The organism is Thermococcus indicus, assembly GCF_006274605.1.
Taxonomy (GTDB): Archaea; Methanobacteriota_B; Thermococci; order Thermococcales; family Thermococcaceae; genus Thermococcus; species Thermococcus indicus.
Genome location: NZ_CP040846.1, coordinates 1,599,010 through 1,625,631, shown reverse-complemented (window position 1 = coordinate 1,625,631; position 26,622 = coordinate 1,599,010). Strand labels below are relative to the sequence as shown.

Annotated in this window: 25 protein-coding genes and 1 tRNA gene; 9 read left to right on the top strand and 17 right to left on the bottom strand. The window is 54.3% G+C overall.

All coding sequences use genetic code 11. The features are described from left to right. Positions 1–139 precede the first annotated feature (139 nt). From tuf to FH039_RS08810, 3 genes are all read left to right on the top strand, one after another. On the top strand, positions 140–1,426 hold the full coding sequence (gene tuf, locus FH039_RS08820; RefSeq protein ID WP_139681015.1) for a translation elongation factor EF-1 subunit alpha: 1,287 nt from the start codon (positions 140–142) through the stop codon (positions 1,424–1,426). Between the two features lie 51 nt (positions 1,427–1,477). Then, entirely contained in the window at positions 1,478–1,786 is a 309-nt protein-coding gene (gene rpsJ / locus FH039_RS08815; protein WP_012571711.1) for a 30S ribosomal protein S10, read from the top strand. A 16-nt stretch (positions 1,787–1,802) separates the two neighbouring features. Further along, positions 1,803–1,888 (top strand) — tRNA-Ser (locus tag FH039_RS08810). Positions 1,889–2,090: 202 nt separating this feature from the next. Here the strand turns inward: FH039_RS08810 and FH039_RS08805 are convergent. The 10 genes from FH039_RS08805 to taw2 form a co-directional block, all read right to left on the bottom strand. Next, positions 2,091–2,753, bottom strand: coding sequence for a M48 family metallopeptidase (locus FH039_RS08805; protein ID WP_139681014.1), 663 nt, complete (start codon positions 2,751–2,753; stop codon positions 2,091–2,093). Beyond that, positions 2,744–5,692 (bottom strand): type I restriction endonuclease subunit R, encoded by a 2,949-nt coding sequence (locus tag FH039_RS08800; protein ID WP_139681013.1) that lies wholly within the window; start codon positions 5,690–5,692, stop codon positions 2,744–2,746. Before FH039_RS08800 ends, FH039_RS08805 begins: the two co-directional genes overlap by 10 nt. Then, positions 5,685–6,293 carry a nucleotidyltransferase family protein gene (locus FH039_RS08795; RefSeq protein ID WP_139681012.1) on the bottom strand — a complete coding sequence of 203 codons (609 nt, stop codon included), beginning with the start codon at positions 6,291–6,293 and terminating at the stop codon, positions 5,685–5,687. Before FH039_RS08795 ends, FH039_RS08800 begins: the two co-directional genes overlap by 8 nt. Positions 6,294–6,496: 203 nt before the next feature. Further along, positions 6,497–7,699, bottom strand: a complete 1,203-nt coding sequence (locus tag FH039_RS08790; RefSeq protein ID WP_139681011.1) for a hypothetical protein — start codon at positions 7,697–7,699, stop codon at positions 6,497–6,499. 116 nt (positions 7,700–7,815) lie between these two features. Then, the gene (locus tag FH039_RS12180) at positions 7,816–7,971 is read right to left on the bottom strand and encodes a hypothetical protein (RefSeq protein WP_168188395.1); all 156 of its coding nucleotides are present in this window, start codon (positions 7,969–7,971) and stop codon (positions 7,816–7,818) included. Positions 7,972–7,991: 20 nt separating this feature from the next. Then, on the bottom strand, positions 7,992–9,266 hold the full coding sequence (locus tag FH039_RS08785) for a restriction endonuclease subunit S (RefSeq protein ID WP_139681010.1): 1,275 nt from the start codon (positions 9,264–9,266) through the stop codon (positions 7,992–7,994). Positions 9,267–9,440: 174 nt separating this feature from the next. Continuing rightward, complete coding sequence (locus FH039_RS08780) at positions 9,441–9,626, bottom strand: hypothetical protein (protein ID WP_139681009.1); 186 nt, start codon at positions 9,624–9,626, stop codon at positions 9,441–9,443. A 42-nt stretch (positions 9,627–9,668) separates the two neighbouring features. Further along, on the bottom strand, positions 9,669–11,219 hold the full coding sequence (locus tag FH039_RS08775) for an N-6 DNA methylase (RefSeq protein ID WP_139681008.1): 1,551 nt from the start codon (positions 11,217–11,219) through the stop codon (positions 9,669–9,671). Between the two features lie 84 nt (positions 11,220–11,303). After that, positions 11,304–13,205, bottom strand: a complete 1,902-nt coding sequence (locus FH039_RS08770; protein WP_139681007.1) for an aldehyde ferredoxin oxidoreductase family protein — start codon at positions 13,203–13,205, stop codon at positions 11,304–11,306. Between the two features lie 250 nt (positions 13,206–13,455). Beyond that, positions 13,456–14,295 (bottom strand): tRNA(Phe) (4-demethylwyosine(37)-C(7)) aminocarboxypropyltransferase Taw2, encoded by an 840-nt coding sequence (taw2, locus tag FH039_RS08765; protein ID WP_139681006.1) that lies wholly within the window; start codon positions 14,293–14,295, stop codon positions 13,456–13,458. A 127-nt stretch (positions 14,296–14,422) separates the two neighbouring features. On the opposite strand from taw2, the gene FH039_RS08760 reads away from it, so the two are divergent. From FH039_RS08760 to FH039_RS08750, 3 genes are all read left to right on the top strand, one after another. Continuing rightward, positions 14,423–14,758, top strand: coding sequence for a PIN domain-containing protein (locus FH039_RS08760; RefSeq protein WP_139681780.1), 336 nt, complete (start codon positions 14,423–14,425; stop codon positions 14,756–14,758). 177 nt (positions 14,759–14,935) lie between these two features. Further along, positions 14,936–15,577: a CRISPR-associated protein Cas4 gene (cas4, locus tag FH039_RS08755; RefSeq protein WP_139681005.1), complete on the top strand. Its 642-nt coding sequence runs from the start codon at positions 14,936–14,938 to the stop codon at positions 15,575–15,577. 89 nt (positions 15,578–15,666) lie between these two features. Further along, complete coding sequence (locus FH039_RS08750) at positions 15,667–16,944, top strand: ATP-binding protein (RefSeq protein ID WP_139681004.1); 1,278 nt, start codon at positions 15,667–15,669, stop codon at positions 16,942–16,944. Here FH039_RS08750 and FH039_RS08745 read toward each other — a convergent pair. Both FH039_RS08745 and FH039_RS08740 read right to left on the bottom strand, forming a co-directional pair. Continuing rightward, positions 16,931–17,812 carry an MBL fold metallo-hydrolase gene (locus FH039_RS08745; RefSeq protein WP_139681003.1) on the bottom strand — a complete coding sequence of 294 codons (882 nt, stop codon included), beginning with the start codon at positions 17,810–17,812 and terminating at the stop codon, positions 16,931–16,933. The genes FH039_RS08750 and FH039_RS08745 overlap by 14 nt on opposite strands. Before the next feature lie 76 nt (positions 17,813–17,888). Then, positions 17,889–18,068, bottom strand: coding sequence for a hypothetical protein (locus FH039_RS08740; protein WP_014011829.1), 180 nt, complete (start codon positions 18,066–18,068; stop codon positions 17,889–17,891). Positions 18,069–18,248: 180 nt separating this feature from the next. On the opposite strand from FH039_RS08740, the gene FH039_RS08735 reads away from it, so the two are divergent. Both FH039_RS08735 and FH039_RS08730 read left to right on the top strand, forming a co-directional pair. Beyond that, positions 18,249–19,556, top strand: a complete 1,308-nt coding sequence (locus FH039_RS08735) for a 2,3-diphosphoglycerate synthetase (RefSeq protein ID WP_139681002.1) — start codon at positions 18,249–18,251, stop codon at positions 19,554–19,556. Next, positions 19,553–20,443 (top strand): 2-phosphoglycerate kinase, encoded by an 891-nt coding sequence (locus FH039_RS08730; RefSeq protein WP_139681001.1) that lies wholly within the window; start codon positions 19,553–19,555, stop codon positions 20,441–20,443. The genes FH039_RS08735 and FH039_RS08730 overlap by 4 nt, the downstream gene beginning before the upstream one ends. Here the strand turns inward: FH039_RS08730 and FH039_RS08725 are convergent. The 3 genes from FH039_RS08725 to FH039_RS08715 are packed head-to-tail and all read right to left on the bottom strand — an operon-like array spanning position 20,433 to position 23,193. Next, complete coding sequence (locus FH039_RS08725) at positions 20,433–21,944, bottom strand: metallophosphoesterase family protein (protein ID WP_139681779.1); 1,512 nt, start codon at positions 21,942–21,944, stop codon at positions 20,433–20,435. The two genes, FH039_RS08730 and FH039_RS08725, sit on opposite strands and share 11 nt — an antisense overlap. A gap of 5 nt (positions 21,945–21,949) precedes the next feature. Continuing rightward, positions 21,950–22,357 carry a CBS domain-containing protein gene (locus tag FH039_RS08720; RefSeq protein ID WP_139681778.1) on the bottom strand — a complete coding sequence of 136 codons (408 nt, stop codon included), beginning with the start codon at positions 22,355–22,357 and terminating at the stop codon, positions 21,950–21,952. Positions 22,358–22,401: 44 nt separating this feature from the next. Next, positions 22,402–23,193, bottom strand: coding sequence for a class II glutamine amidotransferase (locus FH039_RS08715; RefSeq protein WP_240703309.1), 792 nt, complete (start codon positions 23,191–23,193; stop codon positions 22,402–22,404). Between the two features lie 83 nt (positions 23,194–23,276). On the opposite strand from FH039_RS08715, the gene FH039_RS08710 reads away from it, so the two are divergent. Further along, positions 23,277–24,149, top strand: a complete 873-nt coding sequence (locus tag FH039_RS08710) for a type I restriction enzyme HsdR N-terminal domain-containing protein (protein ID WP_139681000.1) — start codon at positions 23,277–23,279, stop codon at positions 24,147–24,149. A 4-nt stretch (positions 24,150–24,153) separates the two neighbouring features. Here FH039_RS08710 and FH039_RS08705 read toward each other — a convergent pair whose 3' ends face one another. Both FH039_RS08705 and FH039_RS08700 read right to left on the bottom strand, forming a co-directional pair. Beyond that, on the bottom strand, positions 24,154–25,146 hold the full coding sequence (locus tag FH039_RS08705) for an AIR synthase family protein (RefSeq protein WP_139680999.1): 993 nt from the start codon (positions 25,144–25,146) through the stop codon (positions 24,154–24,156). Between the two features lie 139 nt (positions 25,147–25,285). Next, positions 25,286–26,461 carry a cell wall-binding repeat-containing protein gene (locus tag FH039_RS08700; RefSeq protein ID WP_139680998.1) on the bottom strand — a complete coding sequence of 392 codons (1,176 nt, stop codon included), beginning with the start codon at positions 26,459–26,461 and terminating at the stop codon, positions 25,286–25,288. Positions 26,462–26,622 lie beyond the last annotated feature (161 nt).

Sequence of the window (26,622 nt, the reverse complement as noted above, 5' to 3'; positions counted from 1 at the left end):
CGCTTCGTAAGTTAAGCACGGAACTCGTGAGGCCTCCCCGATAAACGGCGGGTTTCCCGCCCGAGGGGGCCGAGGTTCGAAAGATTTAAAAAGCCATCCTAGTCAATCGGACTAGACCAAAGTTTGGAGGTGTATGGAAATGGCTAAGGAGAAGCCGCACATTAACATTGTCTTTATCGGACACGTCGACCACGGAAAGAGCACCACCGTTGGAAGGCTCCTGTTCGACAGCCAGAACATTCCGGAGAACATCATCCAGAAGTTCGAGCAGATGGGTGAGAAGGGTAAGTCCTTCAAGTTCGCTTGGGTCATGGACAGGCTCAAGGAGGAGCGTGAGAGGGGTATCACCATCGACGTTGCCCACACCAAGTTCGAGACCCCGCACAGGTACATCACCATCATCGACGCTCCGGGCCACAGGGACTTCGTTAAGAACATGATCACCGGTGCCAGCCAGGCTGACGCCGCCGTTCTCGTCGTCGCCGTTACCGACGGTGTCATGCCGCAGACCAAGGAGCACGCCTTCCTCGCCAAGACCCTCGGTATCAACCACATCATCGTCTCCCTCAACAAGATGGACATGGTCAACTACGACGAGAAGAAGTTCAAGCAGGTCGCCGAGCAGGTTAAGAAGCTCCTCATGATGCTCGGCTACAAGAACGTCCAGGTCATCCCGACCAGCGCTTGGGAGGGCGACAACATCGTCAAGAAGAGCGACAAGATGCCCTGGTACAACGGCCCGACCCTCTTCGAGGCCCTCGACCAGATACCGGAGCCGCCGAAGCCGACCGACAAGCCGCTCCGCATCCCGATCCAGGACGTCTACTCCATTAAGGGTGTCGGTACCGTCCCGGTCGGCCGTGTCGAGACCGGTGTCCTCAAGGTCGGTGACGTCGTCATCTTCGAGCCGGCCAGCACCATCTTCCACAAGGCCATCCAGGGTGAGGTCAAGAGCATCGAGATGCACCACGAGTCCATGCCCGAGGCCCTTCCGGGTGACAACATCGGATTCAACGTCCGTGGCGTTGGTAAGAACGACATAAAGCGCGGTGACGTTGCCGGACACACCAACAACCCGCCGACCGTCGTCAGGCCGAAGGACACCTTCAAGGCCCAGATCATCGTCCTCAACCACCCGACCGCCATCACCGTCGGCTACACCCCGGTCCTCCACGCGCACACCCTCCAGGTCGCCGTCAGGTTCGAGCAGCTCCTCGCCAAGCTCGACCCGAGGACCGGTAACATCGTCGAGGAGAACCCGCAGTTCATCAAGACCGGTGACTCCGCCATCGTCGTCCTCAGGCCGACCAAGCCGATGGTCATCGAGCCGGTCAAGGAGATACCGCAGATGGGCAGGTTCGCCATCCGTGACATGGGCCAGACCGTCGCTGCCGGTATGGTTATCTCCATCCAGAAGGCCGAGTGAAGGCCTTCTCTGACCTTTCCTTTACTTCCTTAAGCCTTAGGAGGGACGGAAATGCAGAAGGCAAGGATTAAGCTCGCGAGCACCAACATTAAGGCCCTCAACGAGGTCACCGACCAGATCAAGCAGATCGCCGAGAGGACCGGCGTCAGGATGAGCGGTCCGATACCGCTCCCGACCAAGAGGATAAGGATCACCACCAGGAAGAGCCCGGACGGAGAAGGAACCGCCACCTTTGACAGGTTCGAGCTCCGCGTTCACAAGAGGCTCGTTGACATTGAGGCCGATGAAAGGGCCATGCGCCAGATCATGCGCATCCGCGTCCCCGAGGACGTCACCATCGAGATCGAGCTCATCTCCTGATTCCTCTCCTTTATGCGCCGGGGTAGCCTAGCCTGGGAAGGCGCTGGCCTGGAGAGCCAGTGGGCTCTGCCCACCAGGGTTCAAATCCCTGCCCCGGCGCCACCAAACTTTGCCTGTGCAAAGTTTGATCAAAGTTTGTACGTCTCTTTTGGACCCGTAATTTTCCAAAGTGGTTTTCTAGTTCAAATCCCGTTTCCCAGTGCTTCACTGGCCCAGCGCTCTTCAAGCGCCTAAAAATGGAGAAACCTGGTAAAAGGGCAGATTCTTCGGTGAAAAACTTCATGACAGACTAATTTAAGTTTGTCTAAACCTCTCTAAGCTTTCTCCACACCTCGTTGTACTGGAGTGCAAGCCAGTACTCCCTCAGTTCCTTCTGGGCACGCATGTAATCTGGATAATACTCCCTCACGAGCTCCCAAAATGCGCGGGAGTGCTTTTGGAACTTGAGGTGAGCCACCTCGTGGATTATGATGTAGTCCCTGAGTTCCTCCGGCAAAGCCATAAGCATCAGGTTAAAGCTCAGATTTCCTTTCTCAGAGCAGCTTGCCCACTTCGTCTTCTGAAAACGGATGTAGATTTTTCTGTACTTTACCCCGAAGACCGATGAGAAGAGTCTCACCTTGAATTCCAGCTCTTCCCTCAGCTGACTCTTCAGCCATCTTTTTAGGGTTCCCAAATCGTCCTTGGGCAGGAGAATCACGTGAAACTTTGGATTAACTCCGAATTCCTCTGAGTCGATGAGTTCGTAGAACTCGCCGTTGAGTAGGAGCTTATTGGAAAGCGGGAGAAACTTCATCTTGGCTTCCTCGATTTCCCTTATCTTCTTCTCTATCCACTCCTTCTTCCTCTTCACCAGATCCTCGGCGTCTGCGTTTGGTGGGACTATTACCTTAACCTCCCCGAGGGGGCTTATCTCGATGCGTGGATACTTAACGTCCCTCAGAATTACGCGGTACTCTATCCCCACCTTTTGAGCACCTCTAGGAGCTCGTTGCGCGTCTTGATGATGTCGTCGCATTCTTCCTTATACTCCCTTACAATGAAGAACATAATTTTCCGCGAGACTTCGCTGACGACCTCGGTTTTCTCCGTCCAACGGGTGAACCTAAGCCCCTCGGTCTCCTTGAGCAACTTTCTGACCCCTTTAATCAGCTCGTTAGTATTGGTCTTTACGTGCTTCTTGAGCACCATCAGAAGGGCGTATTCGAGCTCGTTCAAACCGAGCTTTCTCTGCTCCTGCGAGCGCTTTTCTATTTCCTGTGCTATTCCAAGGAGCTCCTCATAGAGCTTCTCGATTTCTTCCTTCTTGTGTCTCCAGGCTTCGATTATCCTCTCTACCTGCTCAACTAGGTCCTCCGTTAAAGGTCCCTTGTGGGTGTTTACGTAGTGTCTGACCGAGAACAGGAGGTTGGTAAACGCTTTCCGCTTATCCCTCTCCCTCATTACTTTCTTGAGGAACTCCTCGTCAAGTTCAATTATTGGAAAGTCGGTCTTTATCTCCTCTATGTCCACTGTCTCGTGTATGAACTTGAGGGCCTCCCCCAAGAATTCGTCGGCTTTGAGTTCGACCTCCGGCGGAAGGCCATCAACCTTCGCTCTGTATGCATAGTAGACCTCCGTGAGCCATTTGAAGGCCTCTCTGAACTCATCCCTGTCCTCTCTGAGGAGCTTGTAGTGGTGCCTTATCTCCCTGTATAGCCTCCCGAACTCCTCGCCCTTGTTGTTTCTGAACAGTATCTCAACTGCGTTCATTATCGTTTCCCTGTCCCTTCTCGGCTCAAGGCCATCAAAGTATCCCATAGCCTTGGCGATCTTTTTCCTGAGCTCTTCCTTTATCTCTTCGACGCTGTAGGCGGCCCCTTCGATATCAGCTTCATCGTAAATCTCCAGCGCTCTCTTCAGCTCCTTGAATACCCCCACGTAATCTATAACGAGGCCGAAGGGCTTGATGTTTTCGCCGTTCTTAATGAAGGGCCTGTTGGTCCTCGCTATCGCCTGAAGGAGCCTGTGCTCCTTGAGCGGCTTGTCCAGATATATGGTTTGAAGGATTGGGGCGTCAAAGCCCGTGAGGAGCATGTCGGTAACTATCAGGATTTTTGGAAAGCTTTTGTTCCTGAAATCCTCACGAATTCTCTCGCGGATTTCGGCCATGTCTTTTCCGGGGAAGCGCTCCTCAAGCTCTTTTTGATATTCCTTGATAACCTCGCTGTCGTCCCGGTTGAACGTCATAACGACCTCTGTGTACTCCCTTGGCAAATACTTGTCGAGGGCGCGCTTGTATAAGACGCAGGACTCCCTATCAACCGCTACCACCATTGCTTTAAACGGCTCCACGCTCTCCTTATAGTGCCTTGCTATGTCCTGGGCTATGGTTTCGATCCTCTTCGGGTTTTTCAGGAATACCTTTATCGCGTTGAGCCTCTTCTTGAGCTTCTCCTCCACCCTTCCGCGGTACTCCTCTGGGATTTCCTCCAGCTTCGATGAGAGAAACGCCTCAAGGAGCTCCCTCTTTAGGTGAACGTCCTCCTCAAGCCTCGCCTGGTAGGCTATCTTCACGGTAAAGCCGTCCTCTATGGACTGCGTTATGAAGTACCTGTCGAGGTAGGGCCTGTCCTTATAGCCGAAGGTGGCGTAGGTGTCGCGCCCTTTCTTTGCTATCGGCGTTCCCGTAAAGGCGAAGAAGGACGCGCTCTTGAGTATCGAGCGCATAGTCGAAGCAAGCTCGCCGTACTGGGTTCTGTGTCCCTCGTCTATGAGAACGACCACATCGCGCCGGTTCATTATAGTCTTTCTTCTCCGGCTTTCCCTCTTGAGGCCCTCCAGCACGTCATTGAGGTCCTCGGCGCGGAACTTGTGGATGAGCGTGATGAACGTTCCCCTCTTTCCATCGGCGTGGGTTAGGACTTCCCTGAGCTTCTCAATTGAATCTATAACTTCAAAGCTCAGCCCCACGGCTTTAAGCTCGCCGCTCAGCTGTCTCTCAAGTTCCTTCCTGTCAACGACGAAGAAAATCGTGGGGTTGCCGAGCAGGCGCTTGATTTTATAGGCGGAGAATATCATGGTCAAGGTTTTTCCGCTTCCCTGCCAGTGCCATATTAAGCCCCTGTTTCTTTCGGTTTCTCCCCTCGCGTAGGCCAGAGCGATGCTCACTATCTCTCTAACCGCCCGGTACTGCATGTACCTCGGCAGAACCTTTGTAAAAGCCCCACCGCTCTCACGGTAAAAGGTGAAGTAGCGGAGGACGTCAAGGAGAGTCCCAGGTTTTAAAAGCTCAACCAGGTTGTCCAGCTCATCAAAGCTCTCGCCCTTCCATTCGTAGACCGGGACGCTCCCGAGCCACGGCACTATGGGGAAATAGACGGGTTTATCTCCAACCGCAACGCCGATCTGCACGTACTTAAAGAGCTCGGGCATCTCCTTCTCATAGCTTTTAATCTGCTCGTAGGCCTTTTTCCAGCTCACATCGAGCTTTTTGCACTCGATGATGACCAGCGGGATGCCGTTGACGTAGAGGACTAGGTCGGGTATCTTGGTCTTAAACGGGTAGCCGACCTGGTTGGCAACGAGGAACTCGTTGTTTCCGAGGTTTTCATAGTCAATGAGCATCAGCCTCTTCGGTTGAGCGGTTTCTTCATCCTTCACGGGAACGCCGTTCTTGAGGTAGTCGAGAACCCTTCTCGACCCTTCAACGCCAAAATGAGCAGCCTCAAGGAGGTTGATTGCCTCCTCCGCTTCCCTCTCGCCAACTCCGTTTATCCTCATTATTGCATCCTTTAACCTTGAGATTAAGAGGGGCTCGTTTTCGTTTTCGAGAACCTCAATGCCCCTCCTGTAAGTCCAGCCCTTCGATTCCAGCCGCTCGATGATGGGCTTCTCGCACTGGAGGTATTCGGGGGTTTCATTCAAGGGAAGGCACCTCCCGGGAGAACTCTCCGACTAATATCGGTGCGTACTCGTAACTCAGTCCCCAGAGCGACAGAAATTCCCTGAATTCAAACGTCGCATGCACCGGCACCAAAACTACCCCTGCGGCAAGCTCCACGGCATTGAGCTTTTTGAGTATCCCCTCACCTCCCCTTCTCCCCCTCAGGCTATATATGAACCTCACCTTTTCGCTGCCAGTAAGACCAGAGTATGAGAACTTAAAGAGGGTGTATCCTTTGGCGTTGAGAGCCTTATGGAGGAATTCGTTTTTTGTCAGGGAATAACCTTCAACGAGCAGTGCAAAACTTATCAGGTTGTTCTCGCTGAAAAGTTCGCCCATCAGGAAGCCTTTGACGTCCAGCTCTTCAGGAGAGAAGCCCCTCTCTTCTAGCACCCTCTTAAAGTGGAACGCCACTTCGAACGGATCCCCCTCGGTCAAAATTACGGCAATGTCTATGTCGTTGGGGGCTTCTTTTCCCTTAACTATGGAACCGTAGAGAAGGATATCCCAAACGTTCGGATTTTTCTCCTTGAAATCCTTAGCAAGCTCACTCAATTTTTTCTTTAAGTCTGATGACATCATTTCTAATCGCCACCAAAATGCGGTCGTCGACTGCTACCCATACTATCATGTTAATGGGTTAACATTAAAGCCATATAAAAGAGTTGTGGTTAATGTATTAACAAAAGAGACAAAATAACGAAGGGATGTTAAGAGATTAACAAAATGAAATTCAGCAAAATAGTTCTTGTATCATCAAATAACTAGGAGGTTGTGTGCTGGTTCTAGCGTGTTATGGTGGTATTATCAGGAGTTAATGTCTTTCCATGAACTGTAATTTCTAAATCTCTAATGAGATTTCTAAGTTCCCCTAGATACCCCTCATATTGAACAACCTCATTGAATAGAGAAGGATCAACTAACTTTATTGCCCTCATTAGATGTTTATATGGCTGAGAAAGAGCTAGGAAATCATTTAGAGTTAATTCAGGGTTTCCGTTGATCTTTACCTTGATATCTCTGTCTAACTCTATCAACCTGTTGACAATTTTATCAGCATATCCAACTGTTTCAAATAAATAAGCGAGCTTAATCCTGCCAACATCTAGCGTTTGTTTTAAAATGGTCTCAATCTTAGGAGCAAAAACTAGTTTAATGTCCTCAGAGCTACCTTCAGAAAGATATTCAAGTATGACCTCAATAGATGTTTGATAAGGGAACAAAACCAAGATGGCCGGATTTATAGGAGGGTTAAACTTGCTGTACCATTCACGAAATTTCTGCTTATCCTCCTCTGAGATGTCAGGGTTATTTTGTATCTTATCATAGATATTCCTAACATAATTCCTATACCCGCCTATAATAAGATCTCCAAGATGGGGGGCATGTTTTGATGGTATAACAAGAAATATAGAAAAACCCTGCCTAATCTTTATGGGGATGACATTATCCACTTCTTGCCATGTTACTACTTCATTCAACATAAAATGTCTAAATAGAGTTGAGAGGCTAGGTATCCTTCTGTATTCATTAGGTGCCTTTCCTTCAAGAACGTTACTAATGCGATATTTCAAATGACCATCAAGAGCTTCCCCTCGTTCTAACATAATAAATGCCAAAGAGAGATTTTTGAAAATATCATTTTCCAGCTTTTCTAAATTCATGACTCCTCTGCGCTCTAGAACTCCAAAAAATGCTCTAATTCGTGGAGAAAAATGCTTGTCAATAATTTTCAGTGTGGATTTCTTTACTTGTTCTTTTTCCACCTTGATCTTGAGACCTAAAACGGTCCTAGCATATCTGAGCATCGGATACAACAAGAGCATGATAACAATTGAAACGATTACGAAAGACTCTATAAAACATTTGTTAGTGGTGCAAGTTTCACTTATTTTCCAGACTGCTAACAAATAAGTAAGTGCAACTAGTGGGAGAGCACCATTTTTTGTGAGCTCAATCCAAGAATTCCAGATGCTATTATTTGACATGACTCTCCCTCAAACTTTTTCGTGGGGCGGGGGGATTCGAACCCCCATCACCACGCCCTCCTAGGGCAGCCCTCCCGGGCTGTAGCCCTGGGTTTCCCCCTCGAAAGCATTGGTCCCTACGCCCCCACAACCCGGAGGAGGGCCGCCCCCACTTTCGGGACGTTCTCTGTAACTTTGAAAACCATGTCCATCACCTCCACCACTGCTGTAACTGTTGCTGGGGGCAGCATGCCTTTTGTCATCAAGAGGAGGAAACCCACCGGGACTAACATAACTTTTCCATGTAGTATATTTAAATTTTTTGGTCACCGTAATGTTTCACCCTCCTCCTTCCCGTCAGCAAATCTTTCATCAGGCCCTTCTTGACCTTCTCAAGCTTCTCCCTGCGCTTCCTCAGGAGTTCGAGCTTTCTATCGACAGTGGAAAGGATTTCGGCGATTTGTTTTTGTTCGGAGAGGGGTGGGAGGGGGATTTTTGTATTCTTCAGTTGCTTTGAGTTCAAATGAGGTTGTGCGGATCTAGTCCTGAGTGTAGTAAAATAGGACTGAACATGTGGAGAGAGGAGGTAATATGTGGTATATTCGGGGTAAGCTTTTTCGTGATTAAGTCTGACAATTAGGTCGTAGCCTGCAATTGAACCCTCGAATTCTCTAGAGATTATACCAATGTCTCCGGTGTACGCTCCACTCCTGACGACTATAATGTCTCCTTCTTGGAGTATTACATGCCTCTTATTAGCAGGAAGCTCCGAAATATCAACCTTTATCAACCCTTCCCGATAAACCTTACCTGCTCTTATATTTGTAGCACGTATCATGGGGACTCCTGATTCTAACTCTGGAAGAGGCTGTGAGAGACCATAATAAATATTTGAAATCTCTTCCAACCTTACAACCCGCCACTCCTCCGGAATCTCGCCCAGCTCCGTCTTCTTGAACCGCTCGTGCTTGATCCCCTTGGTCAAAAGCCTCTGCATGAGGCCCTTCTTTAGACGCTCCGTCCGCTCGATGGCCTCGTCGGTCTTCTCGATGTCCTCATCAACGGTACGCAGGATTTCAGCGATTTTCTTCTGCTCGGGGAGGGGTGGGAGGGGGATTTTTAGTTTTGCAAGCTCTTTTCGAGAGATCCCCTTTATAGTTGTTCCCCTAGCCGCCGAGAGAATAAATTTAACAACAAACGGAGAAGTGACATACCTAACGAGATATTCAGGATCTACAAGCTCCTTTTTCAAAATTACACCGGTTAAATCTTGATTTATTGCCACGTCAATTTTAGTTATCGCTGCCTTTCCAAGTCCCACTCGGGTGGCTACTACTATATTGCCCTTTGGAACGATATTAGTGGAGCTGTTGTTGAGACCTTTCTCAGTGATATATTTTTCCCCATCAGTTATGTAGTATCCAGAAATTATGGCACTTGTGATCCATGGAATGTCACCATTCCAGTATTCTGGTTTCTTTGTTGATGGCGTTCCTCCGCCGACGAACCTCTCCGCAATCTCCTCAAGCTCTACAACCTCCCAATCCTCGGGAATCTCGCCGATTGGAGTTTTCTTGAGTCCTGCCATTAAGCATCCCCTCTAATTATGAGAATAATAACTCCCAAAACTATCAAACCCACGATAAGCTCGACAATGACAAATAACCCGCTCAATGCAGACCAAAAGCCTCTCGATGCCCTTCTTTAAAATCGCCCAGTGGACTATTGTGTTCGTATCAACGAACACCTTAACCATAGTCCATCAACCCAGAAGATCCCAAATCGACCCTTTTTTCCTTGTGCTCTTCTTCTTGGGAGGATGCCATAGTCCCACTATTTTATACCGCCCATCGGGCTGAATCTCGGCGAGGTAGTATTTTCCTGTGAGCGGGTTGTGGATGCGCTTGTACTTTTTCTTAGGTTTCTTTTTTGTTGCCATTTTCCTCACACCTGATAATTTTTTGGGTTGAGAATTTAATAAACCCTTCTCTCAATACCCCAGCTCCCTCAAATATCCCTCAATCTTCTCATCAACCCTCGCAAGCTCCTCGTTAATCCTCTTCAGCTCCTCCCACTCGGCCTTAACGTCGATCTCCTCCTCTTCCTCCATCGGGAAGACGTAGAGGGTGACGTTTAGGTTGTGGTCATTCTCCTTTATCTCGTCCAGCTCAACGACGCGCGCAAAGCCCTCAACGTTCTCGAACTTCTCGAAGGCTTCAGCGATTTTTCTGATGTGCTCCTCGCCGAGTCTGTTCAGCTTCCTTATCTCGGGGTGCTTTTCATACTCCTGCGAGGCGTTGATGAAGAGGACTTTCCCCTTCCTGCCCTCCGGCTTGTTCCTGTTGAATATCATTATAGCTCCCGGCGCGCCGGTGTTGTAGAAGAGCTTTTCGGGGAGCAGAATTACCGCCTCAAGTAGGTCGTCCTTGAGTATCTTCGCCCTTATCTTCTTCTCGGCCCCGCCCCTGAAGAGCGCGCCGTTGTCTATGACGATGCCGACCCTTCCATCATCTTTGGCGCTCGCGAGCATGTGCTGTATCCACGCCCAGTCTGCCGAATTGTTCGGGGGATAGCCGTACTTGAAGCGCTCGGTAAACTCGGCCTTTTTGAGGGTCGCCTCGCCGTAGCCGTCCTGGTTCCAGGGCGGGTTTGCTATAACCACATCGAAGCGCTTGAGCCTTTCTTCCTCCTTAAAGGCTGGCCTGAGAAGTGTATCGCCGACAGCAAGCTTCGGCGACTTAATGCCGTGGAGTATCATGTTCATCTCGGCTAAAGCGTAGGTGGTCGGGTTGACCTCCTGGCCGTAGAGGAAGAGCTTTTTAGCCTCATCCGCTCCGCGGTGCTCCTTAACGTAGAGATAAGCCCCGATGAGCATGCCGCCGGAACCCATCGCAGGGTCGTAAACCTCATTCCCCGGCTCCGGCTTAAGGATTTCAACTAGGAGCCTGATAACCTCCCTTGGAGTGTAAACCTCACCCTCCTTGGCCTTCTGCGGGGCAAAGTAGCGGAGAATCCACTCGTAGGCATCGCCAAGGACATCTGGAGAGGCGTTCTTTAAGTCAAGCCCGCTGAAGAGCTCGAAGAGCTGCCTGAGTATCTCGGCGTTGTCCCTGTGGAGCATGAACTCCATGAAGTCAAAGCGGTCAACGACACCCCGTAGGTTGGGGTTGAGCTCGGCGAGCTTCTTGAGGGCCTGCGAAAGGTTCTGGGGAAGGCTCTCGATGTCCTTCTCGCGGAGCTTCCTCCAGAGGTATTCGGGTGGATAGTTAATCGTGTACGCTTCCCTGTCTTTGAGGGCAAGCTCTTCGGCGGTCTTTCTGTCCAGGCCTTCCTTGGTGAGCTTCCTAACGTACTCCTCAAACTCCTTCTCCCACTCGTCGCTCAGTCTCTTCAAGAACAGCAGGAGGAGGATGTACTTGTAATCAACTCTCGTCCTGATTAAATCCGCGGCCTTCTTAAGAACCCTCTCAAGCTCCTCACGGGTTAAACCGTTATCCTTCTTGGAGGCATGGCCGATGAAATCGGTGAGCTTCCTCTCCATGATTAACACCAACGGGAGGATACTCCCCCCAGGTTCTTATATTTAACTCCGGGAAGAAGCAAAGAAAAGAGGGGGTAAGGACCTTCAAATACCAGCCCCAATGTCCTCGGCGATGTCCGGTAAATCGAGGGCGATGAGCTTGGCCTTGGTCGGGATTCCATCCCTGCTCCAGCCGCGGGCCTGGTAGTACTCGTCGAGCATCCTGTCGAGCTCCCACGGCGGGACGTGGAAGCCCTTGCTGACTCCTTCAGGAATCGGCTCCCACATGATCCTGTACGGGAGCGTGTCGTCCTTCCTGGTGAAGCCTTCCCTGACGTTGAAGGCCCTGGCGACGTTCATTATCCTCTCGCCGATGACCATCAGCTCGGCCTCGCCGATGTTCATGCCGGTAACGGCCTCGACGAGCGGCGGGAAGCCCTCGAGGAAGTACATGTGCCTTGAGAACTTACAGACGCCGGTGGCGTCATAGATCGCCATGAGGTTCTCGTGGAAGGCAATCTCAAAGCCCTTGTTCTCGCCCCTGGTTCTGTCCACGCCATCGAACTTCCACCACTTGCCGACCAGCTCAGTTCCGTAGGCGCCGCTGGTGAGGTGGTCGGCACCGCGGACGTTCACGGCGAAGGCGAGGGCCATTCCCTTTATACCGCGGACGTCATAGGCAGGCGGCTCCATGCCCTTGACGTGCATGGCGAACTTCTCGCTGCCCTTGCCGAGCCTCTCGCTGGCCCTCTTGACACCGTCGGCGAGGAGCTTTCCGAGGTTGCCCTCACGGTAGGCCATCTTCTTGAGGGCCTCGACGGCGGCCTCGCCATTTCCGAAGGTGAGCTCAAGGCCGTCAGCTTCCTCCTTGGTGAGCAGTCCCCTCTCGTAGGCCTCCATGGCCCAGGCGATGGTGACACCGGCCGAGATGGTGTCGAGGCCGAGCTCGTCAGCCAGGTAGTTGAGGTACGCTACCGTCTCGAAGTCGTCAAGCTCGAGCACACCGCCGAATGAGTAGAGGGTCTCGTACTCCGGTCCATCCGTCATGAAGGTGCCCCAGCGCTCGCTCTCGACCTTGATGTACTGGCTGCACGGCTTGTTACAGAGCGGGCACGGCCTCCTGCCGGCGCGGTACTTCGGCGCCCAGAAGTAGGGGTCGATTCCGATGTGCTCCCTGCCCTCCTCCTTGGCCTTCTCGTAGGCCTTCTTGAAGAAGCCCATCTGCCAGTTCCTGACCGGGAAGGTTCCCCTCTCGCGGTTCATCCAGTCGAGGAACTCGCCGCTTCCGTACTCCATGTCTGCCTTGGTGGCCGGGTGGTCCTTAAAGACCATCGCCCACTCCTTGATGAGCTCGCGGAGCTTCTCGGGCTGGGCTATCGGTATCTTCTTGGTTCCCTTTACGAGGATTCCCTTGAGCTTCTTGCTTCCGAGGACGGCACCGGGGCCACCTCTACCGGCCTGCCTGTCGTCGGTCTCTATCGTGGCTATCCTGCTGAGGTTCTCACCGGCCGGGCCGATAAAGGCCGTTGCGAAGCCGGGGTACTCCTCCTTGGCCTTCTTCCTGGCCTCGCCGGTCGTGAGACCCCAGTAACCATCGGCCGGAACGAGCTTAACCTCGTCGTCCTCTACAACGAGGAGAACAGGTTTCTCGCTCTGGCCCTCGATGATAAGGACGTCGTAGCCTGCCTTCTTGAGCTCCTCGCCCATCTTGGCTCCGGCCATCGAGCGGCCATAGGCACCGGTGAGCGGGCTCTTGAAGTTGAAGGCTGTCTTTGAGCCGGTTCCGATGCCGGTTCCGACGAACAGGCCAGGTGTGATTATCATCTTGTTCTCCGGCCCAAGCGGATCAGCTCCGGCCGGAACTTCGTCGTAGAGAAGTCTGGTTCCAAAGCCGACGCCTCCGAGGTACTTCCTGGGGAACTCCTCGGAGAGGGGTTCCACCTTTATCTCCCCGGTGGTCAGGTTGACCCTCAGAATCCTGCCCCAGTAACCACCTTTCGCCTCCATACCAGAATCACCTCGAAAGATTTTCGGGTTGGAGGATATAAGGTCTTCGCAAAAGGAAGCGTTTCACAGTATATGTTAAGTTAAGTTCAATTGTTAACCACCGGCGAACCGCCTCCGGCACAACGGACCAAAAGTTTGTCCGATGGGACAGAAAGTTCCATGGATGAACCCAAGGGGAAGGTTTAAACGGTCGCTGGAACGCCGCCGTTCGGATGGATGGGGCATTCCAACGGGAACATAGAAGAAAGGTTCATTTCTTGAAGACCCTCACGTCAACGACGACATGCCAGACCCCGGGGGCGTAGCGCTTGATGACCAGCTCGTTGAGCTTCTCGGCCTCGTAGCCGTGCTCCCTCGCGATTTCCCTGAACGTCCTAAAGGGCTCCTCCGGCATCAGCCTCTCCGGCACGGTGTTGTGGTAGTGGATCACCGCCTCGTCCTTTGCTATGCTGAGGGCCTTGGGGATGAACTCATGGGTTGTGACGACGTAGCCCATCAGAATCCTGTCGGCTATGTTCTCCCCCGGGAAGTCGCGGTTGTCGATGTTGTAGGCCGTCATTCTGTCCTGAACCCGGTTCAGCTCGATATTCTCGACGAGGAACTGGAATGTGTATGGGCTCTTCTCTATTGCAATGACCCTGGCCTTCCCGTGGACGGCCATCGGGAGGCTGAGGTGTCCGATTCCGGCGAACATGTCCACGACCAGCTCCCCGGACTTCGCGACCTTTGCCATTCTAACGCGCTCTTTGACGTTGGCCGGGGAGAACATGACTTTGGCAACGTCCAGCTTGTATCTGATTCCGTTCTCAACGTGCACCGTTACCGTATCGCTCCCGTAGAGAACCTCGTAGTTCGTCTCGCGGAACTCGCCGCCTATTCTGCCCTTCCTCAGGACGGTTTTGACTCCAATTACTTGGGCGTAGACCTCGGCGATGCGGTGCTTGTACGGCTCAAGCTCTGGCCGAAGCGGGAGGATTAGGACATCCCCTATCTGGACCCAATGTTTTGGGAGCAGTTCAACTAACCCTCCTGGGAGTTCACGGGACAACGTTTCCCGAATGCGGGGCTTTATGACTCTGGTGCTTCTCATCGGCGTTACTCAGCCGGGAAACTTTAAAAAGCCTTCTCCCGTCATTTCGGCAAAAAGCGAGGAGAAAGCCTTAAAAAGCGGAACGGCGAATTTAAAACGAGAAATCCTCCGGAGGTAGATGAGGAGTATGGATGAAGAACCTTCAAGTAGTTGGTTCTCCCGCCTGTTTAAGTCACGTGAGAAACCCGTCTTTCTTGAGCAGAAGCTCAGCAGGGAGGCATACGAGGACTACAGGGCGCTTTTAATGAAGGCCCGGCCCGAGGTGAACGGCTCAAAGCTCACCCTGAGGCTGTCCAACGGGACGGTTGAGCTCGAGGACGGCGTTCTGAGGGTGAAGGCCAGGAATAAAAAGACCGCGGAGAAGATACTGAGGAACCTCCACCACTACGAGCAGCCGCCGAGTATCTGGCCGGCGTACGGGCTGAGCTACTCGCTCAAGAGGAAGAAGGGTACCATACTCTGATTTCCTTCTCCCTTCGTTCGACCTTTTTCCCAAAGGTTTAAATGCCGGGTTAGCCTTAACCCTCCAAGCGGATGACGACCCTTGCCCAGTCTGATGGGTGATGACGTCGGTATTAGCTGACGCAGGGGCGGAGAGGTTCGCGGGCCGATGACCCGCCCCCTTCCTGGAGGGAGCGGAATGGCCGGAAATGACGGAAGCAACGGGAACGATAGTCTCATCGAGTTCTACGCCAGCGAGGCCCTGACGTGCCCGCGGAGGATATACTTCAGGCTCAAGGGCTATCCCGAGAGATGGCCGGAGTTTGTAAAGGTGCGGCTGAACCAGGGGGTAAATACCCACAACGTCCTCGGTGAGATCCTGCAGAAACGCTTCGGCTTCGAGCTTGAGAAGCACCTCGTTCTCAGGTCCCAGAGACTCGGTTTCGAGATACACGGCAGGATAGACGCCATAGGGGACTTCCCGATCGAGATAAAGGGCAAGACCAGCCTCCCCAGCAAACCCTACGACTACCACATGGCCCAGCTCAACATTTACATGCGCTGGGCGGAGGCGGAGTACGGCTATCTCTACTACATAAAGCTCCACGAGGAACCCATGAAGGTGATAAGCAAGATCGACTTTTCGCGTTTCCCCATCGTGAAGGGGCCGAACTTCAGGGCCTTTGAAGTCCCCTACGACGGCAAGCTCTTCCGCGAGACCCTCAAGCATTTCTACTCCGTCAAGAAGGCCTACGAAAGGGGAAAGCCCCCTAAGGGGGAGTACTCCTACCTGTGTAAGTTCTGCCCCTACCGCTACCTGTGCTATCCCGACGAGGAGTGAGGTATTTGGTGTTGTTAATCACAAACTTTTTGGAAAAGCTTGTGGTTGCTAATCACAAACTTTAAGAGGTTCAAAGCCAAGTTCAAATCATGCGGGTTGAGGAGATTAAGAGGGTGCTGGTTTCTCAGAGGGAGGAGATGGAAGAGTTCGTGAGAAGGGAACGGATAGTCTCAAGGGAGCCTGAAAATGACGTTGTGAGCCTAATTTCTTCCGGTGGCATTCTTGCTATCCTTGGCGTCAGACGCTCCGGGAAGTCCGTTCTCTCCTGGCGGGCAAGTGGGGAGAAGAAGCTCTATGTGAACTTCTTTGATGAGAGACTGTCCAACTTTAAAGCAAGCGATTTTGAAAGGCTCTTAAACGCGGCGAGGCAGCTCTGGGGAGAGCCGGAGTTCATAGTCCTCGACGAGGTGCAGGAGATAACTGGATGGGAACGGTTCGTTTCGAGGTTGGGGCTGAATTATAAAGTCATAGTGACCGGTTCCTCTTCGAGGCTTCTATCCGGAGAGTTGGGAACGTATTTAACTGGGAGACACATTGACTTAACGCTCTTTCCGTTCTCCTTCAGGGAGTTCCTGCTCTTCAGAGGTTTTAATTTGGACCTCGGATGGACATATTCCGACAGGATGGTATCCAGGGTAATTTCCCTGCTCGAAGAGTACCTTGAGGCCGGTGGATTCCCCGAGTCTGTCAGATTCGGGAAGGTCTACCTGTCACTTATATACAGGGATATAGTCGAAAGGGACATCATGCTCAGGCATTCGGTAAGGCACAGAAGTGCCCTCAGGGAGCTGGCCAGATATCTTATGTCAAACTATTCCAACGAGTTCACTTATTCCAGACTCGGGTCATTGGTCGGCATTAGGGATGTGCACACCGTTCGAGATTACGTATCATACCTCGAAGAAGCCTATCTGCTCTTTCAGGTCAGGAGGTTCTCCTTCAAGCCAAAGGCCCAGCTTAATTCTCCCCGTAAAGTTTATCCCGTCGATGTTGGGCTCGCCAGAACCCTATCCATGAAAGCCCATCCGGAAAGGGGCAGGATAATTGAGCTTGCGGTGTACCTTGAGCTGATGAGAAGGATGAGTTATTCATTCACCTCCGGTGAGATCTTCTACTGGAGGGATGAGAGGGGCGAGGTTGACTTCATACTTAAACGCAACGGTGAGCTTCTCCCAATTCAAGTGACGTACCAACTGGACGGAAACACCGATAGGGAGGTCGGAAACATAATCCGCGTGGCAAAATCGCTCGGGATGAGGAGGGGTCTGGTTGTCACGTGGGAAGATGAAGAAGAGATAACCAGGGAAGGGGTTAAAATAGACGTGGTCCCCCTCTGGAAGTTCCTCACGGTTTTCAATCCCTTCTGATCCTCCACTTCAGCCCTCCGTCTATTACCGCTTCTATTCTTTCCTCGTTGTGAAGCTTTGCAATGAATGCCCTCATCGGAACGAGGTTGAGGGCGAGCTTCTGGGGCGTGACCTCGGCCCCGTAATGCTTCATTATGCGGAAGGCGATACCGTCGATGCCCATCGGGCCCTCCCTCAGGATGTCCAGGATGAGGCTTTCGGTCTCCTCGACACGGTTGAGGTTGAAGTCGAGCAGTTCGAGCGCCTCCTCCCCCTCCACCGGCCTGCCGTGGGAGGGTATCAGGAGAAAGCCGTCCTCTGCATAATTCTTTAATTCTGTAATTGAAGCTTTGAACAATTCTGGATCGACCAGGTAGGGCAGGCCGACCGAGGTTATGACCCGCTCCCCGAAGAAAGAATCCCCCGCGTAGATAACCCCGTTTTCTCCGTCTAAGAACCCCGTCATCCCCGGCGAATGGCCGTTTAGCTTGATGGCCTTTAAGCCAAATGGTTTGTCACCCCACTCGAAAACCGCATGAACCTTGACCTCCTCGGGGAACTGGAAGACGAGGAACCCTTTCGGCGCCTTCGAGCCGAAGGTGAGCAGTTCCCTGTTCAGCGGACTCTCGGCTACCGAGAACTCGAAGCGGTGCATGAACAGAGGAGCGTCGATCCTCGGCGCAACCGATATGTGGTCTGCGTGGCCGTGCGTCGCAAGCTGGGCCTTTATTTCGACCCAGAGCTTCCGAACCTCCCTTTTCAGATCCTTGTGCCGCCCGCTCCCGTGGCCGGGGTCGATCAGAACCGCCCCCTCCTTGAGAACCTTTATCATGGTGGAGGGACTGCCCGGGTACAGGTAGGTAGAATCTCCGAGCTTTCTGAGCGCCATGTTACCACCGCGAAAGTTAGGAAAAGGAGAATAAAAGGCCATCGATGGAATGGAAAAAGCAGGAAAAGGGGAGGCCTCAGACGTGCCTCGGGTAGAGGGTCTTCTTGCCCTCGTCCTTGGCCCTCTTGACGGCCTTCTCAACGAGGGTCTTGATCTCGGCCTCAAGGGCCTCGTAGAACTCCGGGTTGACCCTCATCTCGGGGTCGATGGCCTTAATGGCCTCCTTAACCTTGCTCTTAACAATCATCTCAGCCATTCCACACACCTCCTTTCAGCGGGGCCGCTTTGGGCGGCCGCCAATAATCATACCTCCTTGGGGTTTATAACCCTTCCTGCGGTTCCCGGGGTGGTGTACCTATCCCCTACGGAGAGGTGCCACTGGAGCCACACTCCAAAATGTTAAATGCTCCATGAAGATAGTGGTTACGGTGGTGGCATGAAAAATCGGAGGCTCGTCCTTATCGACGGCGAGCACTATCCGGACGTTACCGCGTGGGCGGTGGAAAGGCTCGGTGGTGTCTGCTGCGCCGTCTTTCTGGGCGGAAGCGAGAAGATTGGGGACATTAGGGACATCGAGGAGAGGTTAAGGATCCCCGTGTATTACGCGGGGGACTATCTTGCCGCCCTCGCGAGGGCCCTCAGGGAGAACAACGTTTGCGAGGTCGTTGACCTGAGCGACGAGCCCGTCCTGAACTACGAGGACAGGTTTAGGATTGCATCCCTGTGCATGCTCCACGGTGTGGCCTACAGGGGGGCGGACTTCACGTTCACCCCCAGGCCGCTGAAGAGGACGGGAAAGCCGAGCCTTGCCGTCATAGGGACGGGGAAGAGGGTCGGCAAGACAGCCGTAAGCGGCTTCATAGCCAGGACCCTCAAGGAGATAGCCAACCCAGTCATAGTCACGATGGGCCGCGGAGGTCCTGAAGAGCCGGAGCTGATAGAGGGGGACAAGTTTGAGATAACCCCCGAGTTCCTCCTCAAGCTCGCTGAGAGCGGGAAGCACGCCGCCTCTGACCACTTTGAGAACGCGCTCACTTCACGCGTGGTGACCATCGGGTGCCGCCGCTGTGGGGGAGGCATGGCGGGGTTTTCCTTCTTCGATGTTGTGGACGAGGGAGTTAAGCTGGCCGAGAGCCTGCCAAACGACCTCATAATCCTCGAGGGCAGCGGGGCAACGTTTCCCGCTTACCGTGCGGATGGGTACGTCCTCATGGTCAGCGCCGCCCAGAAGCCCGACTTCATAGGCGGCTACTTCAGCCCCTTCAGGCTCTCTCTGGCGGACATAGTTGTCGTCACGATGGCCGACTCGGTACCCCAGGAGCGGCTGAGGGAGCTTGAGGGAATAATCCGGGAGACGAACCCCGACGCGGACGTGCATTTGACCGCGTTCAGACCAAGGCCCCTCGGGGACGTTTCCGGGAAGAGGCTGGCCCTCGTGATGACGTCGGGGCTGGCCCTCGAGGGGGCAAGGAGGTACATCGAGGATATGGGGGCGGATGTGGTTTACACCTCCGGCAACCTGTCTAGAAGGCCCGCACTGAGAAGGGACCTGGAGGGATTCGAGGGCATCGACGCGGTGGCCGTTGAGCTCAAGGCAGCCGCAGTGGACGTTGTTACCAGGTGGGCACTTGAGAGGGGAATCGAGGTGATTTACCTGGACAACGAGCCGGTCAACATCGATGGGAAGGACCTGAGAGGGGCCGTTTTGAGGCTCGGCCACTCGATACTGGAGGGGAGAGGATGATAATCGTAACCGACCCCGAGAGCAGGGCCAGACTCCCGTTCTCGAGGGGGATCCTCACGCGCTCCATAACCCTTGCGGGGGTTGACGTTGGCATCGCCTACGGTATAGCCACGGAGGTTCAGAAGGAGCTGAATTCCAGGAAGGCCAAGTTCGTCACCACGGAGGAGATACGGGAACTGACGTACAGGAAGCTCATTGACCACGGCCTCAGGGAGGCAGCGAAGCGCTACCTGTTCTGGCGCCAGCTCCGCCGCCTGAAGGTGCCAATAACTATTCTCCTTGGCGGGGCAACGGGTGTAGGTAAGTCAACGATAGCGACCGAGCTGGCGTTCCGCCTCGGCATAAGGAGCGTTATAGGGACGGACACGGTAAGGGAGGTCATGAGGAAGATAATAGCACCCGAACTTCTCCCCGACCTCCACACGTCGTCCTTCCTCGCCTGGACGGCCGCTGGCAGGGTGAAGGGAAAGGACTCCCCCCTGATCAGGGGCTTCGAGGAGCAGGTCCGTCACGTATCCGTTGGCCTCAAGGCGGTCCTTGAGAGGGCCCACAAGGAGGGCTTCAACACGGTCATCGAGGGCATACACCTGGTTCCCGGCTACGTGGAGCTGGACGACAGGGACTTCATGTACGTGATAACGGTGGGCAGCAAGCGGGACCTGGAGGCCAGATTCTACGAAAGGGCGCGCTACAGCAGGAGGCCCGCCGAGTACTACATCGAGCACATAGACGCCATTATGGAGATACAGGACTTCATCGTGGAGATGGCAAGGGAGCACGGGGTTCGGGTGATAAACAACGTCGAACTCGAGAGCACGGTGGATGCCATAATGGAGGACATGATGGAGCGGCTGATGAGAAAGGTGGGAAGGGACGTCAGGGGGTGAACGGGCCCTTTACCTTCCATATTCCAAGGAGCCTTCCGCTCCCCCACGTGGCCTGAACCTCAAAGACGACTATCATTCCGGGGTATACGTCTATAAGGTTGAAGCTGTTTCCGAAGGGATTCCTGTGGAGCTCCCAGCTTATCGAGCCCGCGTTGACTATGGGTGTTTTCTCAACCTTGACCGCGAAGGAGTTGCCCCCGTGGCCGGTCAGCACGAGGTTGGCCTCTCCCCGCGTCAGTGTCCTCAGCACGTCGCCAGCGTCTTCGAGGAATCCCACCTCCCTGCTCCGTGGAATCGGAACGATGTTGTGGTGCAGGACGACCACCGTAAAGTTCTCGCGATACTCCTCGAGGTGCTTCGCTATTTTTCGCTGGCCTATCCGCCCGACGACTCCTATTGGAGTTTCGTACTGGGCGCTTATCACCGGAAGGAACGTGAATCCCTTCATCTCCACGATTTCCGGTTCGCCGAAGTACTCCAGAAACAGGTCGTAGCCCAGGTAGGTTATGTCGTTGTGGCCGGGAACGACGAGCTTTTCAGCTTTGATCTTCTCGTAGAACTCGTAGGCCTTCTCGTAGTAGCGCTCTATCCCCATATCCACGATGTCACCGTTGTGGATCACTATGTCGGGCCTCAGCTTTTCGTTTATAGTCCTGATAGCGTTTTCAAGTACCTTCCTTCTGAAGTACATCCTTTCCGAGACGTTGCTCTCGCTCATCTGGACTATCCGGAGCAGGCGCTCCCCGCGGGGCACGAAGATCTTCGGCTTTATGGGTCTGTGTTCCTTCCGCACCTTGTCCCCGGTCACGCGTTTTATCGTAACCTCGATCCTGCCGTCGTCGTGGATGGTGACGATGTTGTAGCTGTTCACGTCCCCCTTCCTCGTCTTCCTGCAGGATGTGCACCCCGCGTTGTCAACCACCATATCCTCGATGCGGTAGACGTTGGGCACGTGCTTGTGGCCGCAGGTGTAGAGGCTCACCTCGTGCCTGAGGAGGAGGTCGAGGACGTCGCCGGCGTTGTACAGAACGTTTCTCTCCCGCCCGGTGTCGGGCAGCGGGACGAGGTGATGGTGTGCGGCGACGATTTTGAACTTTTTCTCGGAGTACTCCTCGAGTCTCGCCTTGAGCCACCGGAACTTGTGACCGCCCACCCTGCCGTCGCTCAGGTCGGGTATGGTCGAGTCAACCCAGATGACGACCCCATCACGGAACTCGTAAACGCCGTTAAGCGGGCCTATGAACTTCTCGAACAGCTTGTAGCCGACGTTCCTGACATCGTGGTTACCAGGAATGACAACGAGCGGCTTCTTTATTTTTCCAAGCTCGTACGAGGCCCGCTCATACTCCTCGCGGAGGCCCTGGTTGGTCACGTCGCCGGTGTGTATCACGAAGTCGAAGTCCCCGCGGTTCACGTCGTTGACTATGAGGTCGTAGGCGTAGCCCTTGTAGGCGCTCTCGCCGGTTATGTGGGTGTCGCTTATGTGCGCTATCCGTATCATAGCCATCACTCGGCCGCTATTGCTGTCTCAAGCCGCCGCCTGCTGGCGGTCAGAAGGTCGCTCAGGCTGAATATTCCGACTATCTCTCCCTCTTCCTCTATGAGCATGTGCTTGATCCCTTTCTTGGCCATCAGGTCGAGGACGTCCCTCACGGGGGTGTTCGCGTTAACGGTTATCAGCTCCCCGCTCATTATCTCCCTGACAGGGGTGCCGTTCGACAGCCCCGGGATGACGACGCGTCGGATTATGTCGCTCTTCGTGAAGAATCCCACCACCCTGTTTTCTTCAACGACAACGAGGGAGCCTATGTCGAACTCCACCATAACCTCGCAGGCTCGCTTTACGCTGTCGTCCGGAGAAACGCCTATCAGCTTTCTCGTCATGTAAACCTTGATCGGGGCATCCCCCTCCATATTCCCACCCAAAATAAAAGTGGGACGGCATCGTATATAACGTTTCACAGGTGAACGGTCTCAACGTCGAAGCCGTCCTCACCAAGTCTGACGTAGAACGCGGTTCCGTTTGGTATTACCCGGTAGTCCGCGGGGTGGTACAGCTCGAAGGTTGAGGACGTCACCGCGAAGAGGTCCTCACCTTCAACGAGGAGCAGCCTGCCGTAGTCGTAGTTCAGCTGGTTCTCGGCATATTTCTCGCTCATGCTGGCGGTTATGAACGCGGAGAAGCTTCCCTCGGAATCCTGGAACAGGGTGACGGTGTTGAAGAGGGACTTCACCGTCCCGTTGATGATCCTGTACTGCTCCAGAACGTCATCGAGCGACGGGCTGGGGAGCCTCCTGCACAGGTAGGTGGCGAAGGCGTAGGTGTCTGAAGTGTTCCCCAGCTCCTTCCCGTCCAGCTCGGCGAGCTCCATAATCCTCTCCTTGTCGAGGTCGCCGTTGTGAAGCAGCCAGAACGTGAAGCCGTGTCTGGACGAGAACGCGAAGGGGTGGACGTTGAAGAGACTCCTGGCCCCCTGGCTGGCCGCCCTCGTGTGGGCCATCAGAACGGTGAAGCCCTCAAGCTCCTCTCTGAGGGAGCCGAGGGCGGCGGCGTCCTCAAATATTGGCCTCAGCGAGCGGTAGTGCTTCACCGAACCCTCCTTCAGGAGGACGTACCCCCATCCGTCCCTGTGCTGATCCCCCCTTCCCCTCCGCTCCTTGTACGGGTCATTTTCGGAGGACTTTACCAGGGCATCCAGCAGCGGACGAATCAGCTTTCCGTCACCCGCCGCAAACATTATCCTGCACATGTGTCCCACCGGAGCAATTTGAACCCACCGCCCAAAAGCTTTTAGGTCGTGGGGAGAGCACTAAAGCGGTCGGGGGTATGGGCATGGAGGGGCTTACCAAGGCCGTGGCCAGCGTCAGGAGGAAAATCCGTTCACACCGGGAACTCTACGCCAAGAACGAGGAGGCGGTGAAGCAGCACCTCATCGGGGAGGTCTTTCAGGCACTGGGATGGGACTGGAACAACCCGGAGGAGGTCAGACCGGAGGAGCGGACGGAGGACGGGAGGGCGGACTACGCGCTCATCCTGGACGGAGAGGTCTTTGCCTATGTCGAGGCCAAGAACCTCGGGGTCAACATAATCAAGCGGGACGAGCCCCTCCGCCAGCTGGCGCGCTACTGCTTCAACTCCGGCGTTAAATACGGCATCCTCACGAACGGTGCCGTGTGGATAGCGGTGAAGGCCTTTGAAGAGGGCTCACGCCTGAGGGACAGGGTTCTCGTCACCGTCAACATCGAGGAAGAGCCCATTGAGAAGGCCGTGTTGAAGCTGTCCATTCTCTCGAAGTCCAGGATAACCGAGATGGAGCGGATTGCCTCCCTTCTGAGGGCGCTTGAACTGAGCTTTCTGGGGCTCAGGGGAGAGGGCTACTCCGAGGAGATGCTGATCGAGTACCTGACGTCGCGGGAGGGCATGAACACGGTTCCCGTTGGGGAGCTGAAAGGGGACGAGACGCCCAGGGCGGCCTATGTCTATGACGGTGGATGGAAGCTCCTTCCCCTCCAGGAAAGGAGCATCAAGGGGGTTCTTCTCTCCATCCTGCTGTATCTGGAGAAGCGCGCCCAGGGGTACGAGCGGGAGGAGATACGGAGGGCCTACGAGCACATCAGGAGAATGTCGCTCAGCCCCGAGACCGCCCTGGAGGTACTCAAAAAGCTGGAGGAAGAGGAAAAGCTCAGGATATCTGTCGAGATTTGATTGTTCAGACCACCTTCCAGAGCTCATCGCTCTCAGGTCTCTCAAGGGGCCTCTCTTCGCCGTTCTCAACGATGACCCTGACGCCGGGGTCTTCCACAAACTCTCCTATGACGGAGGCGTTTATGCCCTTCTCTCCAAGGGCGTTCAGGATATCATCCACGCCGTCCCTCGGGGCGGCTATCATCAGGGCCCCGGAGCTTATCAGGGCTAGGGGGTTTAGACCGTAGAAGCGGCATATTTCCAGCGTCTCCTCCCGTATGGGTATTCTTTCGGCGTAAACCCTGAAGCCCAGGCCGGCTGCGTCGGCCATCTCGTGAAGGCCGTTCGCTATTCCCCCCTCCGTCGGGTCGTGCATGGCGTGAACGCCGACCTCGTTGGCCGTGAGGGCGTCTTCCACGACGCTTATCATCTCGATGAACTTCCTTGCCCTCTCGACGAACCCCCTTCCGAAGGCCCCCTCAAGCTCCTCCGCCCTCTCGCTCGCTATTATCGACGTTCCCTCCAGGCCGGCCCACTTGGTGAGTATTATCGCGTCCCCGGGCTTCGAGCCGTTCGACGTCACGAGCTTTTCCCTCTGCACCTCTCCGAGCATCGTCCCGACGACTATCGGTCTGTCGAGGCCCGGCGTCACCTCCGTGTGGCCGCCCACTATGGCGACGCCGAGTTTTGCGGCACTCCTGTGGAGCTCCTCCATTATCCCCGAGAGAATGGCCTCGTCGGAGTTCTCGGGGAGGAGAATTGAAGCGAGGAACCACTTCGGCCTGGCCCCGAAGGTGGCCACGTCGTTGGCGTTGACGTGAACCGCGTAGAAACCTATTCCCTCCCCGGCACCGGTTATTGGGTCTGTCGATGCAACGAGAACAGTCTCTCCGAAGTCTATCGCGGCCGCATCCACCCCGAGGTCGGCTCCGATTATCACCCTCTCTCCCCTGGCCCCGAGGCGGTTGAAAACAATCTCTCTGAGCTTTTCCGGTGGAATTTTACCCGCAGGCAGCATCTTGATCCCCCTGAATTTCGCTGTGTCTGTACGACATAGCGGGTGAATGCTTAAAGACTTTGCCCGGGGATGCGTGGTTTCAGAACAGGCGGTTGTCGGGCGGAGCGGCGAGAATATGAAAGAACGGGAGAGGCAGCCCTCACGGCTGCCAGCGTCCGGCACGGTCCGGAAGACGAATGTGCTCCCTGAACTTGCCTTTTCCGTGGGCGTACATCTGGAGCAGCTCCTGCCTGATCTGTCCCATCAGGGCATCGATAGCGTCGTAGTCCTTGTTCTCGATGGCGATCCTGAGCTGGTCAACGAGGGCCTCTATCTTGGTGACGTTCATCCCCGACTTCTCCATGATCCTGAGCTGTATCTCCACGCGGTGCAGGAACACCGTTGCCATGGCGGTAGCGTCCAGCCTTACCCTGCTCTGCCACTCCTTCGAGGCCATCCTTATGACGAACTCGGCGTGGGCCTTGGCGGCTATGGCCTGTCCGTAGGCCTTTCCATACCTCTCCTCGTCATAGGCTTCCCTGGCGCTTTCAAGCTCCCTCTTGGCAAGGTCCAGCATCTTCCCCGCGACCCGCTCCATCTGAGGCGGCAGGGTAACGTTCGCGAGCAGCTCCTCGGCGGATGCAATGCGCTCTTCGCTCGTGTTGATGGCCTCCATCGCCATCTCCGGGGTTATGTTGACATTGACCTCCGTGACGTTGGCCCCGAACCTCTCCCCGAGCCGCCAGGCCATTCCCCTCATGACCTGGCTCCTGACTAGGGTCATGCTCTTCGGGTGGGCCTCTATCTTCATCATGACCCGGGTTACGTTGGTGGTGTCGTTGGCGAAGATTATCACCCCGTGAACCTTCACGGCCTTCCTGAGGGCGACCCTGATCGCGGCGGTGTCGTTGCCGGGAACCACTATCACGTGGTTCTCAAACTTTATCCTGAGCTTGGCGGTTGCGTTTCCTATGGCCGCCAGGTTGGTCTCGTACCTGTTCCTGCCCCACCAGCGCTCGACGGTGATGTTGAGCTCATTAAGATCATCCAGGTACCTGTCGACGACGGCATCGGGTCCGCCGATTATTATAACATTATCAGGGCCGTAGCTCATCACGCTCGCCGTGACGTTCGGGTCATAGACACCCCAGGGGGTCGTCACGACCACCGCACCGGTCATGTTGGCGAGGTACTGGGCCAGTGTGCAGTCAGCCTCGTTGTCGCTGACGAATATGACGGTCACGCTGGTATCTGCGGCGGACACGTGGCCGAAGGAGGCGGTCGTCGCCACCATCATCAAACCAAAGAGCAATGCAATAGCTTTTTTCCATACCATGGCGCTTCACCTCGCTTTTCTTTTTGAAGACAGTCATATTTAAGCTTTTTTCACGAAATCGTAGTCTTAGATTCATGTTTGTTCAGCATAGTCCCTCTTTGCGGGCTTTTTCATAGCTTATCGTTAAACAACGTTAGCCAACGTTTATTTAAGTTTACAGA

Bases quoted from the DNA above. Each gene is read 5' to 3' on its own strand.
- taw2 (WP_139681006.1), bottom strand. From the start codon at position 14,295: ATGAGAAGCACCAGAGTCATAAAGCCCCGCATTCGGGAAACGTTGTCC.
- FH039_RS08715 (WP_240703309.1), bottom strand. From the start codon at position 23,193: ATGTGCAGGATAATGTTTGCGGCGGGTGACGGAAAGCTGATTCGTCCG.
- FH039_RS08795 (WP_139681012.1), bottom strand. From the start codon at position 6,293: ATGATGTCATCAGACTTAAAGAAAAAATTGAGTGAGCTTGCTAAGGAT.
- FH039_RS08750 (WP_139681004.1), top strand. From the start codon at position 15,667: ATGCGGGTTGAGGAGATTAAGAGGGTGCTGGTTTCTCAGAGGGAGGAG.
- FH039_RS08735 (WP_139681002.1), top strand. From the start codon at position 18,249: ATGAAAAATCGGAGGCTCGTCCTTATCGACGGCGAGCACTATCCGGAC.
- FH039_RS08720 (WP_139681778.1), bottom strand. From the start codon at position 22,357: ATGGAGGGGGATGCCCCGATCAAGGTTTACATGACGAGAAAGCTGATA.
- FH039_RS08745 (WP_139681003.1), bottom strand. From the start codon at position 17,812: ATGGCGCTCAGAAAGCTCGGAGATTCTACCTACCTGTACCCGGGCAGT.
- tuf (WP_139681015.1), top strand. From the start codon at position 140: ATGGCTAAGGAGAAGCCGCACATTAACATTGTCTTTATCGGACACGTC.
- FH039_RS08705 (WP_139680999.1), bottom strand. From the start codon at position 25,146: ATGCTGCCTGCGGGTAAAATTCCACCGGAAAAGCTCAGAGAGATTGTT.
- FH039_RS12180 (WP_168188395.1), bottom strand. From the start codon at position 7,971: ATGTTAGTCCCGGTGGGTTTCCTCCTCTTGATGACAAAAGGCATGCTG.
- FH039_RS08775 (WP_139681008.1), bottom strand. From the start codon at position 11,219: ATGGAGAGGAAGCTCACCGATTTCATCGGCCATGCCTCCAAGAAGGAT.
- FH039_RS08740 (WP_014011829.1), bottom strand. From the start codon at position 18,068: ATGGCTGAGATGATTGTTAAGAGCAAGGTTAAGGAGGCCATTAAGGCC.
- FH039_RS08700 (WP_139680998.1), bottom strand. From the start codon at position 26,461: ATGGTATGGAAAAAAGCTATTGCATTGCTCTTTGGTTTGATGATGGTG.
- FH039_RS08790 (WP_139681011.1), bottom strand. From the start codon at position 7,699: ATGTCAAATAATAGCATCTGGAATTCTTGGATTGAGCTCACAAAAAAT.
- FH039_RS08785 (WP_139681010.1), bottom strand. From the start codon at position 9,266: ATGGCAGGACTCAAGAAAACTCCAATCGGCGAGATTCCCGAGGATTGG.
- FH039_RS08730 (WP_139681001.1), top strand. From the start codon at position 19,553: ATGATAATCGTAACCGACCCCGAGAGCAGGGCCAGACTCCCGTTCTCG.
- FH039_RS08710 (WP_139681000.1), top strand. From the start codon at position 23,277: ATGGAGGGGCTTACCAAGGCCGTGGCCAGCGTCAGGAGGAAAATCCGT.
- FH039_RS08760 (WP_139681780.1), top strand. From the start codon at position 14,423: ATGGATGAAGAACCTTCAAGTAGTTGGTTCTCCCGCCTGTTTAAGTCA.
- rpsJ (WP_012571711.1), top strand. From the start codon at position 1,478: ATGCAGAAGGCAAGGATTAAGCTCGCGAGCACCAACATTAAGGCCCTC.
- cas4 (WP_139681005.1), top strand. From the start codon at position 14,936: ATGGCCGGAAATGACGGAAGCAACGGGAACGATAGTCTCATCGAGTTC.
- FH039_RS08770 (WP_139681007.1), bottom strand. From the start codon at position 13,205: ATGGAGGCGAAAGGTGGTTACTGGGGCAGGATTCTGAGGGTCAACCTG.
- FH039_RS08725 (WP_139681779.1), bottom strand. From the start codon at position 21,944: ATGATACGGATAGCGCACATAAGCGACACCCACATAACCGGCGAGAGC.